Below are 12,075 nucleotides of genomic sequence, written 5' to 3'. Positions count from 1 at the left end.
CCCTCAGATTCCTGAGGGGTTTTCTTATCCAAAAAAGCGAAAAAATAATCGCGGAATGGCTTGAACAACATAAAGGAGCAGTTCTGAAAAATCGAGGGCTGCAATCCCATACGACCATCCTTCTTCCTCGCGGGAAGTGACTACTTTTCCACGCATAGGTCGCAATCGACCTTTCCATTGAATCGGGAGGGCGGTCGCGCTGTCCACATCCGGGTGATACATGACACGCATATGCAAGCGTGGCTCAGGCGTAATTCCGGAGCGCCCACAGCGCCCAATCAACTGTTTGGTTTTGACCGTATCTCCCACATTCACGGCAATGGAACCATTCTCAAGATGGGCGAGAAGGCAATATTCATCGTTCGCATGTTGAATGATGACGTGATTACCGAATGGATGATCAGCATCTAGTTCGTCTGACAACCCATCCACGACTTGATGAATCGTCCCGTGTAATGGAGCAATCACTCGTTCCCCAAACGCATACGAGCCGTCCATCCCGATTTTTCTACGATTGTAAGGTTGTTGCTCTTGTGTTTTCAAAAAGTCATAACCATCACGCTTTTTTCGGGTTGGATCATGATGATAAGTTCCGAGGGTTGTCCCTTCGGAGACGACGAACCACTCTTCTTTGAATGGGAGATGGTATTTGTTTTTCGTGAAAGGATTAGTCTCCTTTGAAGAGGATGTGACAGTCATCTGAATGGATGCGATCTCATTCGCGTGATTGAATTGGACGTACAATAACTTTTCTTTTCGAGAATCCGACCATAATACATACCGATTCCCGTTCAACACCATTTCATTGAGCAGGCGATAGCGCCGAATGCCGTGATGGAAAGCGGACGCCTGCCGATGAAAGGCATCCATGGAATACTGAGATTTGAATGAGTCGCTCGTCTGATGATAAATGTCATCGAACTGACCCGATTTGAATAGTTGGATGAACTGTTTGTACGCGTGACGCATATCTATACCGCCTTTGTTGAGTGTTGGTTATTATACGGACGAAAATTTATAAATGTTTCGTGATCATCACCAAAAATTACATATATCGCTGCATCAAGCGTTCCGCATGCTCCTTCATCATCTCCCGCAATGCGCTTGGCGCTTTGACCTCCACTTCCGCTCCGGCTTTCAATAGCTGCCTCGATAAAAATGACAGCTCTTCTTTCGGGACTTCCCACTCATTCAATTCATCGATATCGGGTAATACATCTTCAAGCAAACGGCGACCGAGTGGGGTGAGGTCGAGTCGAACGGTCACACCGTTTCGTTCATCACTTGTCTGCAATACGCTCATCAAATCCTCGGACTCAAACGGTTCCTCAAGCACGTGGACCGCCTCGATGCGATCAATCCGATATTGCCGAAGCCCCAGTTCGGAGAGCCCGAAAACGTACCACTTCAAATCAAGGAGTGCCATACCGACTGGTGCAACGGTGAACGTGCGTTGCCCGTTCATCGTCCGATAGGTCATCTTCATCTTGTTTCGACGTTCGACCGCCTGATAGATTTCTTTCGTGAACGGCGCTTTGGGAATTTGTTTGTTCCCGAGCCACAGGATGTTTCGCTCCAATCGGCTAATCTTCTCTGCGAGGTCGTGCGGCAACTCGTTCACATACCAGTCGGACAATGTACTTCGTATATCCCCAAATGGCACGTCAGGGATGTGTTCCATCCATTTGAGCGTGAGATAGAGCGCAACGGCTTCTTGTTCGCGGAGATGGAGCGGGGGCAATAAACGATTCGGCAACATCTCATATCCTCCGCCGATTCCAGGTACGCTCCAAATCGGATAACCGAGCTCTTCAAGCGATAGCATGTCCCGTTGAATCGTCCGGGTGGAGGCGCCTGTCTCCTGAGCCAGTTCTTCAGCCGTGAAGCGTCGTCCATGATTGAGTAGCCGAATCAATTGTAAATGTCTTTTTCTCATTCGAATCATTCCCGTCATATTTTGTCGTGTTTATTGATTAAACTGAATGTATCACGAATCAAGGAGGAAAACAGGATGCCGAATGTAGTGTTATATATTGCGATGAGTTTAGACGGAAAGATTGCTCGGTCAAACGACCAACTCGATTGGTTATTCGCTGTCGAGGGGGATGGGGACAACGGCTATGCTGAATTTTTCAAGACCGTTGGTGCTGTCATCATGGGACGGAAGACGTATGAGGAAGTGTTGAAGTTAGAAGAGGGAATGTATCCATACAAAGACATCCCGAACTACATTTTGACACGTCAGGCTAACCGTGAGGCCGAGCATGTCACATTCACAGACGAACCAATCAAAGAACTCATCAATCGGTTAAAGCAAGAAGTTGATCAAGATATTTGGCTCATCGGTGGTGGGGAAGTCATCAAAGCCGCGATGGAGCATGACTTGATTGATCGTTATGAGATTGCGATTGCGCCGGTCGTGTTAGGAGAGGGAATCCCTCTTTTCCCAGAAGGTACTAAAGAGACGAAACTTCGACTGACGAGTCACCACGCCTCCGGTCAATTTGTGATGGTGACATATGAACGATAAGTGAGCATCGAGTCCACATGTGGACTCGATTTTTTTATAATAAGGAAAAATATTCATTTTGTAGAATTTTTTACACCTTAGCATGTTAGTTGATGATGGAAATTGGATATATGTAGAGAGTGGAAGTGACATGACAAATGTGAAGGGGACCAACTAATGTTCATGAGTCTAATCGCCAATTCGTGTATTTCTTTTACTGGCATCTATTTCATCTCGAAGATCATGAACTATCATACGAGACATGTGCACATCCAAAAATTCATCATCGGTGTGCTCTCGGGATGTTTCGGGATTTTTTTAATCACGCAAAGTATTGAATTTGAGAATGCGGTAAAAATTGATTTTCGTTTTCTCGTCCTCCTTTTACTCGGGTTTTATCGTTTGGTCTCTCCGTTGTTTATCGCAGCTACAATCATGTCGATTCACCGATTCAGCTACGGTATCGACTTTTACTCGATTGTGGCATGTGTCGCCCTCTTTACGATGGTGATCGGGACGATCCTGACATATCGAATCGTCTGGCTACAGAAGCGGCTTTTCCAATTCGGTCTTACGTTGAACGTGTGGACATGTTTAGTTGCAGCAATGGGGATTCTTGTCGGAGGCGGTTTTACGGAACGTGCTCTCGATGTCGCGTTGTTGGTTACAATGATCAGTTTCCCAATCGGATTGTTGATCACCATGCTGAATATTGATCTATATCTCATCCATCACCGTGTGAGAGAGTATAAAGTTTCAGCGGAAACCGACCATTTGACGGGTCTGGCAAACCGTCGAGCATGGGAGATGCAGATGAAAAAGTTCAAAGGACAATATACGACATGTAATGTATTGATTTTAGATATTGACCACTTCAAACAAATCAACGATCAATATGGTCATGCGAACGGCGACGAGGTATTGAAACAATTTGCAGAACTCTTGCACCGAGAAACAAGGAATCAAGACATTAAAGCACGGATCGGTGGAGAAGAATTTGGTATTTTGATTCCAATGCTTTCTCAGAGCGAGGTGGTCAACGTAGCGGAGCGGATTAGACACAGCATATCGAAACATGAGTTCAAGCTACTCGATCAACAAAAAATTCAGTTATCCGTTTCGATTGGGATTGCGAACGGAAAGAGCGAGAATCTACGTGAGATGATTCGTCTGGCAGATGATTGTTTATATCAGGCGAAAAATAGTGGTAGAAATCGTACACATGTGACGGAAACTATAGTTGGATAAACAAAGCGTGTCGGTCATCCCGATACGCTTTTGGATTGTATAAAAACTGCAGACCATTAAGATGATCTGCAGTCATGGGGTCGCTCGTTCGCTTAAATGCGGTTCCCACACATCGGAAAAGTTGTGAACCGGGTGGGCACCTTCTAAGGTCCGGAATTCATAATCTCGTTCTTTCGCATAACGGATGATTGTATCAAGTGCTTTCGGTGTCATCGAGTGATCGTGCGCCAAAATGATGGAAGCAATATTCGCCGTACGATTCGCTTCGAGGAGGTCGAATACGCGTTGTTCGACGCGTGCATTGTCTTTCTTATATACATGGTCGAGACTGCCGACGTTCCAATCCCATATTTCAAAACCGGCATCGGTCATCGCCTGCCAGTGTGCGGGTGTCATGCCGGCGTCGCTCCCGTAAATCGTCCGGGCCATGTTCGTATGAATGCCTGTCACTTCATAGATAAGTGCTTGTACTTCCTGCATCTGACGTACGGCCGTCAACGGTGTTTCATAAAATTCATCCCGTTCGTGCCGCATCCCGTGTAAGGCAATCAGGTGACCTTCCGCAATCATGCGATGAAGCAGATGCTCATTTCCTTCGATATTCTTCCCGAGGATGAAGAAGGTTGCCTTCACTTGATGTTTCTTCAAGACATCGAGTAGCTTTCCCGTTTTCCAGTTCGGTCCATCATCGAGCGTCAAATAGATAAGACTCGGGTCGTTATAGGCCTTCGGATCCGGGATCGCAGCCTGAGACAAAGACCCAATCAATAGAAAGATCGACATGAGTAAAAGAACGCGTTTCATCATTCCATTCAAAACTCCCTCAAATCAAAACCAAGTGACATGTGATACATACTTTACCATATGTCCGAGACATCGAGACGATAAATTTGTTCGTCAAGTTCTGTCGCGAAAAAGGTGAATTTCAATTTCTTCAATAGCGCGATCGATGCCGTGTTCGTCCCATGCACACCGGCTTTGAACTCTTTCGCTCCTTGACCAGTCAAGTGACGAATCAATCCCGACATCACTTCAAATGCATAGCCTTGGCGAGCTCGTGTAGGTGCGATGGTATAGCCAATCCAATATGTCTGGTCTTCTTGCTGGATGTAGACATCCCCAATCAATTCTTCGGTCGCTTGGTCGATGATGGCGAGTTGCATGCCGTGTTGAAGCGATTGTTCACCGAGTAGGACGTTTTCATATTCCTCACGGGTGAGCCCTTTGAACGATTGATGCTTCATCCAGTCCAAGTCGTTCCGATAGGTCATGAACGACTCGATGTCTTGTCGTTCGAACGGGCGGATGAGGCAACGTGGTGTCTTGAGTATGATCATCATATCGCTCAAACGACTTTCTTTTCTTTTTTGAATAGACCGACCAATAGAAGCGCAAGACCACTAAAGAAGATCGCAGGGAAAATCAACCACATGATCAATCCGGCCCAACCGTTCTGCACACTGATGGCGTAGGAGAGTCCGAATGAAAAGGCTAAGGCAGGTGATATAGGAATCATAAGAGCGATTCCCCATATTTTCAATTTTGTGTTTCGTGCTTCGCCTGTACTGAACCAATACGCCACGAATGCGCCTAGACCTGCAATGAGATATCCGATTGCGATCGCCATTTGACCAATCCCTTCTCTAATGTTGACAGTTCAACCTCGCACTTACTTTCCATGTATGAAACGAAATCTCCTGTCATGATTCAAAAAACCGAGCCCTTGAAGGACTCGGTTTGACGTCACACATGCTTCCGTTGAAACGCCGAAATGGCTTCATATTCTTCCGACAGATGACGCGACAGGCGAATGTAGATCGGCAAAAGCTCCCGATAGACGTTCGTCGCTTCCATGTTCGGTGTATGCTCGTGGGTCACTTGAGGTACTTCTTGGAACTCCTCGATGTCCCCGAAGGCATATTCCCCGAGCATGACAGCCCCGAGACATGAACTTTCATGACTCTCCGGCACGACGACCGGCGTATCGAAGATGTCTGCCATCATCTGACGCCACAAGCTCGATTGGGCAAAACCACCTGTCGCATGGATGCGGTTCGGGGCGCCCGTCAACTCATCGAGTGCGAGCATGACCGTATAGAGGTTAAAGATGACCCCTTCCAATACGGCGCGGATGAAATGTTCGCGCTTATGGTGAATGCTGAGCCCGAAGAATGAACCGCGAGCGTTCGAATCCCAAAGTGGAGCCCGTTCACCCATCAAATACGGATGGAACAACAGTCCGTCCGCACCCGGTTTGACCGTCTCGGCGATTCGCGTCAACACATCGTACGCGTCGATCCCGAGTCGTTTCGCCGTCTCGACCTCACTTGCTGCGAACTCGTCACGGAGCCAGCGGAGGATGATGCCGCCGTTATTGACTGGTCCACCGATTACCCAATGCTTGTCCGTCAGCGCGTAACAAAAGATACGACCTTTTGGATCTTCGACCGGTTCCGAGACGACTGTCCGGATGGCGCCACTTGTCCCGATTGTCACGGCGACGACGCCTTGTTCGAAGGCACCGACCCCGAGGTTCGAGAGCACGCCGTCGCTCGCCCCGATGACGAGCGGGAAGTCCCAGCCGAGCGTCTCGGTCACGTCTGGTGTCACATGTAAAATTTCTGTTGTCGGCACGAGTTCAGATAAACGATCTGGTGTCACACCGGCAACCGTCAGTGCTTCCGCATCCCAATCTCGTTGTTTCAAATTGAACAACCCCGTCGCCGAGGCGATGGAGTGGTCGACGACGAAGCGTCCCGTCAACCGATAGAAGACATACTCTTTGATGGAGACGAACTTGGCCGTCTGTTCAAAGACGTCAGGGTGTTCCGTTTTCAACCAGCGCAATTTCGACAGCGGCGCCATCGGGTGGACCGGGGTACCGGTGCGCATATGGAGGACGCTCGCATCAAAGTCGCGTTTGATTTCTTGCGTAAACGGGTTCGCCCGACTGTCGGCCCAAGTGATGCTGTTCGTGAGCGGACGTCCTGACGCATCAAGTGCGATCAAGCTATGCATCGCCGAACTGAACGATGCGAAGCGAATCGGACCGTCCGCTTTGGCGCGGACCGCCGAGACGGCTTCGAGCACGGCCCCGTAGATGACGACCGGGTTTTGCTCGGCCGTCTCCGTATCGGGCGTGAGAAGCGGATACAACACGTTATGTACCGCCAATTGTTGATGACCGTTGAACAGGACGGCTTTCGTACTCGTCGTCCCGATATCGACCCCAATCGTAAACACACAATCACTTCCTAACTTAGATGATAAACAGGCTAATCAAGAACACGACGGCAAAGCCGGTGAGTCCGATAATCGTTTCCATGATCGTCCATGACTTGAGCGTGTCTTTCACGTCAAGACCGAAGTAACGGTTGACGAGCCAGAAACCTGAATCGTTGACGTGTGAGAGGACGGTCGCCCCTGAGGCGATGGCGATGACAATCAAACCGAGTGCCGCGCCTGTGATGTTTTGGATTTCAAGTAGCGGTGTGATGAGTCCGGCTGCCGTGACCATCGAGACCGTTGCCGACCCTTGGGCGACACGGACGACCGTCGCGATCAAGAAGGCGAGGACGATTGCCGGAAGTGGTGAGCCGGCCATCATTTCACCGAGGACGTCACCGACACCTGAGTCGATGAGGACTTGCTTGAACACTCCACCGGCTCCTGTGACGAGGATGATAATCCCGGCTGGCTCGAGTGCTTTCGTTGCGATCTCTTGTACTTCGTCACGTGAATACCCACGGCGTGTCCCGAGGAAGACGAATGTGAGGAGCGTCGCGATCGTCAAAGCGACAAACGGGTGTCCGAGGAACGTCAAGAAATCACGGACGGCGTTACCTTCATCCAAGAGAACCGCCGAGAGCGTGTTCGCCAAAATCAACACGAGCGGAATCAAGATGAGTGACAAGATCATTTTGAAGCTCGGCAGTTCTTTCGATGTGTCGATTTCTTCAAACTCCATGTAATCCGGAATCGTCACATGAATCTTCTTAGCAATATACTTCCCAAAAACAGGACCGGCTAAAATCATGGCCGGAATCCCGGCGAGGACACCGAACAAGATGACCCAACCAAGGTCAGCGCCAATCAAGTTGGCGACAGCGATCGGACCAGGTGTCGGTGGGATGAAGCTGTGTGTGACCGCGAGACCCGCAAGGAGTGGTATACCGTAGTAGAGAAGCGAGCGTCCCGTCTTTTTGGCGAGACCGTATACGATTGGAACGAGAATGATAAAACCGACATCGAAGAAGACCGGGACGGCGACGATGAATCCGGTAATCCCGAGCGCCCATTGTGCCTTGTCTTCACCGAACTTGCTGACGAGTGTTTGGGCAAGACGTTCCGCGCCACCCGATACTTCAAGCATCTTCCCGAACATCGCGCCAAGACCGACGACGACGGCGACGAAGCCGAGCGTTCCGCCCATCCCGTTTTGGATGGAGGCAATGACATCCCCGAGTGGCATGCCGGCTGCGACCCCGACGATTAAACTGACAAGTAATAACGAAACGAATGCGTGAAGCTTTGTTCGAATGACCAAAAATAAGAGCAAGAAGATCCCGGCTAAGGCGATCAAAATAAGTGTTGAGCCAGACATTGAGTATTCCCCCTAAATTCCGAATATGTAACCGTTTACAGTTTCTGACAAAGGAAAAGGCCATGTCCCCGTGACCTTTTCCATACATGTTACTTCTTGACGACCGCGTGACCACCGAACTCGTTGCGGAGTGCGGCGACGACTTTTCCTGAGAACGTGTCGTCTTCGAGAGAGCGATAGCGCATCATGAGCGAAAGGGCGATGACCGGTGCCGCGGCTTGCAGGTCGAGCGCCGTTTCAATCGTCCATTTGCCTTCACCGGATGAATGCATGACCCCACGAATCTCATCGAGCTTCGCATCTTTCTTGAAGGCATTCTCTGTGAGTTCCATGAGCCATGACCGGACGACCGACCCGTGATTCCATACACGAGCGACTTTTTCATAGTCATAGTCGAACGGGCTCTTCTCCAAGATATCGAATCCTTCGGCGATCGCCTGCATCATCCCGTACTCGATGCCGTTATGGATCATCTTCAAGAAATGACCGCTTCCGGCAGGACCTGTATACAAGTAGCCGTTCTCGACAGACAGATCTTTGAAGATTGGTTCAATCGTTGGCCACGCCTTCGCGTCACCCCCGACCATCGTACAGGCACCGTTTCGTGCCCCGTCCGTGCCTCCGCTCGTCCCGCAATCGAAGAATTTGATCTCTTTCTCGGCGAACTGTTCGGCGCGTGCGACCGAGAGTTTGTAGTTCGAGTTCCCGCCGTCGATGACGATGTCGCCTGGCTCGAGTCGTTCATACAATTCGGCGAGCACCGCTTCCGTGACGTCTCCGGCCGGGACCATCGCCCAGATGATACGTGGTGTCGACAACTTGCTCACGACATCTTCGAGTGTCGGCACAATCGTAAAGGTGTCCGATGTGACGTCCCCGACGTCCGTCCCGATGACTGTGTGTCCGTGGTCGCTCAAGTTGAGTGCCAAGTTGTAACCCATTTTCCCTAAACCAATCAAACCAATTTCCATATTGTCACCCCTGAAAAAGAATTTTTTTCCGTCTATGTATTCATCATATCAAAATAAATTCGATTTACAAGTATGATTACGGAATTTTTTTCTTTTCTGAATAAAAAATCGACCTCCACAACGGGAGGTCGAACGGATTAACTCGATGATGCTTTCTTATATTGTTGGAAGAAGACTTCGATCTCTTCGGCTGGCAAAGGACGATTGTAGAAATATCCTTGTGCCTGATTACATGATTCGGCTTTCAGAAAAGCGACTTGGTTCTCTGTTTCGACCCCTTCCGCGATGACGTTCAAATCGAGTTCGTGCGCCATCCGGATGATTGTTTTGACAAGAGCTGCATCTTTTTCGTCGTTCTCGATATTTTTCGTGAAGTGTTGGTCGATCTTGAGCGTATCGATTGGGAACAGTTTCAAATAACTGAGGGAGGAATACCCGGTTCCGAAATCGTCGATGGAAAGATGGACGCCGAGGGCGACGAGTTCATGCATCGTTTCGATGGCGCGATCCGCACTTTGGATGACACTCTCGGTCAACTCAAGCTCTAAATATTGTGCCGCAAGACCGGATGAGGCGAGTGCCCGATTGACGACCTCCGGTAAATCTTTTTGTGCAAACTGAACGGCCGAGATGTTGACGGCGACTCGGAACGGGGGAATCCCCGCATCTTGCCACGCCTTGTTTTGACGACACGCCTCATTTAAAACAAACTCGCCGAGACGATGGATGCTCCCTGTTTCCTCAGCAATTGGAATAAACTCACCAGGTGAAATCATCCCGAGATCCGGGTGTTGCCAACGGACGAGCGCTTCCATACCGATGATGGTTTCCGTCTCCAACTGAATTTGCGGTTGATAATGTACAGAGAACTCGCCACGACCGATGCCTTTACGGAGCGCCATTGATAAGTTCGAGCGGCGGGACACTGATTCGTTCAATTCGTTCGTGAAGAATTGATAGCCGTTTTTACCGTCCGCCTTCGCCCGGTACATGGCGATATCGGCATTCTTAATCAATTCCTCGGCCGTATCGCCATCGGACGGATGGAGACTGATTCCAATCGAGGCACCCGTGAACACTTCTTCATTCTCGAGTTCAAACGGAGGATGAAGGACGTTGATGAGTTCCTGTGCGTGATGGGCTGCCAAGTTACTTTTCGTATCAGGCGATAAGATGATGAACTCATCCCCACCGAGTCGGGCGAGCGTGTCCGTCTTTTTAATGGTCGACTCGATCCGATTGGTTACTTGTTTCAAGAACTGGTCGCCAATCGAATGGCCGAAGCGGTCGTTGATGACTTTGAAATTGTCCAAGTCGATATAGTATAGCGCGAACGGCTCTTGCTGGGATTGACCGAGAAGAGCATCGAGTCGGTCGCTGAACAGGCGGCGGTTCGGGAGTCCCGTGAGTGGGTCCAAATACACGAGATCATTGATTTGCGCCTCAATCCGTTTCCGTTCGCTGATGTCGCGGATGATACTACTGAAGAAGATTCCTTTCTCTGTCTTCCACGTGCCGAGAGACATTTCAATCGGTACCTCGACGCCGTCCTTTCTTACTCCGATGAGTTCCACCGTTTGACCGATGACGCGTTTTTCACCCGTTGCTTCGTAGCGACGCATTCCACGTTCATGCGCCTCGCGGAAACGTTCTGGAATAATAGCGACAATCGATTGTCCGACCATCTCGTCAGTCGTGTAACCGAACAAGTCGGTCGCTCCTTGGTTCCACTGTAGAATGACACGAGTGTGGTCAGCGACGATGATGGCATCCGAGGCGGATTCGATGATGGATTCGAATTTCAACTCGAGTTCTTCCGACTGTGCCTCCAGTTGCGAAGCCGTCCGGAGCGAGATGTACATCAAAATGAAAAGTGTCATGACGCTCGCTGCGATGACGTAGGCGAGGAGCGTACTATCGACCGAGTATCCACTGACCGGTTGCGTTCCCTCGCTCATCTCTGTGAAACGAGCCGCGCCCATCCCGACGTAATGCATGCCGGAAACGGCGACCCCGATTAATACAGAACTGGCAAGGCGACGCCAATGGAATCGGGAGACGTTTGGGATATAGAAAAGGATATACAGGCCGACGAGCGATGCGACGAAGGCGACGATGGCAGAAGCGACCCACATGACCGGGTCATAGGTAAGAATCGCATTCATCTGCATCGCTTCCATCCCGATATAGTGCATCGAAACAACTCCGACACTAATCAAGAAGGCACCAAAGACGAGTTGAATTGGTCTTGTCTCAGGGTGACTGATGATCCAGAAAGCAAGTCCGGAAGCGACGACGGCCGGCACGATGGATAATAGTACGATGCCGAGATGGTACGTCACATCATCGTGCAAGTGAAACGCCAGCATACCGATGAAGTGCATGGCCCAAATGCCGAGACCGAGGCTGAAGGCGCCAGCTACGACCCACCTGAGTCGCGAGGCGTGTTTCGCATATTTCAAACGACTGCTAATATCGATAGCGACACCGGCAGCGAAGATGGCGACAGCGATGGAAAGAATGACGAGTGGTAAGTTATATGAGCTACTCAGGTGATGTTCGATGAGAAACAGTCCTTTCGATTTCAAATGGTACAAAGAGTGAAGCAGTTAAAAAGTGCTTTATTAGAGTAGCACACTCGGGAATCACGCTTCTTGCCTACTTTTGTAAGGTGGGTCAATCATTTGCATGAATCACACATTGCGGAATTTTTTTCGAAACGGTATCGTTAGATGAAGAAGAGA

The 12,075-nt window shown here is 49.7% G+C and carries 11 protein-coding genes; 2 read left to right on the top strand and 9 right to left on the bottom strand.

Annotation, left to right across the window (positions count from 1 at the left end; genetic code table 11):
* Positions 1-24: 24 nt before the first annotated feature.
* Both OKS35_RS08960 and OKS35_RS08955 read right to left on the bottom strand, forming a co-directional pair.
* On the bottom strand, positions 25-969 hold the full coding sequence (locus tag OKS35_RS08960) for a peptidoglycan DD-metalloendopeptidase family protein (protein ID WP_264092922.1): 945 nt from the start codon (positions 967-969) through the stop codon (positions 25-27).
* 76 nt (positions 970-1,045) lie between these two features.
* Entirely contained in the window at positions 1,046-1,936 is an 891-nt protein-coding gene (locus OKS35_RS08955; protein ID WP_264092921.1) for a helix-turn-helix transcriptional regulator, read from the bottom strand.
* A gap of 75 nt (positions 1,937-2,011) precedes the next feature.
* Between OKS35_RS08955 and OKS35_RS08950 the strand changes: the two genes are divergently transcribed.
* A complete protein-coding gene (locus OKS35_RS08950) occupies positions 2,012-2,530 on the top strand; it encodes a dihydrofolate reductase family protein (protein ID WP_159562924.1) in 519 nt (172 codons plus the stop codon).
* A 156-nt stretch (positions 2,531-2,686) separates the two neighbouring features.
* A complete protein-coding gene (locus OKS35_RS08945) occupies positions 2,687-3,757 on the top strand; it encodes a sensor domain-containing diguanylate cyclase (RefSeq protein WP_196431229.1) in 1,071 nt (356 codons plus the stop codon).
* A 72-nt stretch (positions 3,758-3,829) separates the two neighbouring features.
* Here the strand turns inward: OKS35_RS08945 and OKS35_RS08940 are convergent, their stop codons facing one another.
* The 7 genes from OKS35_RS08940 to OKS35_RS08910 form a co-directional block, all read right to left on the bottom strand.
* Positions 3,830-4,564 carry a polysaccharide deacetylase family protein gene (locus OKS35_RS08940; RefSeq protein WP_211782289.1) on the bottom strand — a complete coding sequence of 245 codons (735 nt, stop codon included), beginning with the start codon at positions 4,562-4,564 and terminating at the stop codon, positions 3,830-3,832.
* 50 nt (positions 4,565-4,614) lie between these two features.
* Complete coding sequence (locus tag OKS35_RS08935; protein ID WP_264092920.1) at positions 4,615-5,097, bottom strand: GNAT family N-acetyltransferase; 483 nt, start codon at positions 5,095-5,097, stop codon at positions 4,615-4,617.
* Between the two features lie 5 nt (positions 5,098-5,102).
* Positions 5,103-5,384: a hypothetical protein gene (locus OKS35_RS08930; RefSeq protein WP_264092919.1), complete on the bottom strand. Its 282-nt coding sequence runs from the start codon at positions 5,382-5,384 to the stop codon at positions 5,103-5,105.
* 116 nt (positions 5,385-5,500) lie between these two features.
* Positions 5,501-7,000 (bottom strand): gluconokinase, encoded by a 1,500-nt coding sequence (gene gntK, locus OKS35_RS08925; protein WP_264092918.1) that lies wholly within the window; start codon positions 6,998-7,000, stop codon positions 5,501-5,503.
* Positions 7,001-7,016: 16 nt separating this feature from the next.
* Positions 7,017-8,360 (bottom strand): gluconate:H+ symporter, encoded by a 1,344-nt coding sequence (locus tag OKS35_RS08920; protein ID WP_074036021.1) that lies wholly within the window; start codon positions 8,358-8,360, stop codon positions 7,017-7,019.
* Between the two features lie 89 nt (positions 8,361-8,449).
* Entirely contained in the window at positions 8,450-9,331 is an 882-nt protein-coding gene (gene gnd / locus OKS35_RS08915) for a phosphogluconate dehydrogenase (NAD(+)-dependent, decarboxylating) (RefSeq protein WP_264092917.1), read from the bottom strand.
* Positions 9,332-9,468: 137 nt separating this feature from the next.
* A complete protein-coding gene (locus tag OKS35_RS08910; protein WP_264092915.1) occupies positions 9,469-11,928 on the bottom strand; it encodes a bifunctional diguanylate cyclase/phosphodiesterase in 2,460 nt (819 codons plus the stop codon).
* Positions 11,929-12,075 lie beyond the last annotated feature (147 nt).

Source organism: Exiguobacterium sp. N5 (assembly GCF_025842465.1).
GTDB lineage: Bacteria > Bacillota > Bacilli > Exiguobacteriales > Exiguobacteriaceae > Exiguobacterium > Exiguobacterium profundum.
Note: the sequence above shows the minus strand (reverse complement) of the source record. Positions and strands in the feature narration are given on the sequence as shown.